This is a genomic window from Flavobacterium sp. FlaQc-30 (assembly GCF_044005885.1).
Taxonomy (GTDB): Bacteria; Bacteroidota; Bacteroidia; order Flavobacteriales; family Flavobacteriaceae; genus Flavobacterium.
On sequence record NZ_JBIPCO010000028.1, the window covers coordinates 1 to 478 of the forward strand.

2 protein-coding genes are annotated in these 478 nt (G+C 32.0%); both read left to right on the forward strand.

The genetic code is table 11. The annotated features are described in order from the left end of the window. On the forward strand, positions 1 to 266 hold a 266-nt coding region (locus ACHRV0_RS21590; protein WP_395442506.1), incomplete at its 5' end, for a hypothetical protein. Positions 267 to 282: 16 nt separating this feature from the next. Next, the coding region (locus ACHRV0_RS21595; RefSeq protein WP_395442508.1) for a hypothetical protein at positions 283 to 478 on the forward strand (196 nt) is incomplete at its 3' end.

Genomic DNA, 478 nt, shown 5'->3' on the forward strand with positions numbered 1-478 from the left:
AATACGGCAATAATGTATTTCTTACTGTAGGAATGGATAAAGTTTCAGAAAATAAACCATACACATTTGGAAGGATATGGATTGAAAATTTTAAAGAAAAAATTGAACTAATGAAATTCAGAGCAGCTAAATTAAATGTCGAAAAGACAAGAAAAAGGAAATATGAAGTTTCAAAGTATTCTTTACCCAAAGATTTCATATTTCCTAAATGGGAAGGCAGAGAACCTATTGTGTTTCCAGAATTAGATTATTGGCAAGAAAAATAATTTAAAAGAGAAATTTATGCGCCCAAAAACTAGTTTTTTTATATACTGTTTTTTAATCATTGGTTTATTTGTCAGCTGTCAGCCCAAAGATACATTTGATTGGAATGCAGGTCTATCTGGTCCCAAAAATTATCCTTCAGGCGCCCCTTTTGTAGAATATTTTTATCAGGGAAAAAGCATTGCAGGGGCATCTTCTAGTACAGGAGCAGATC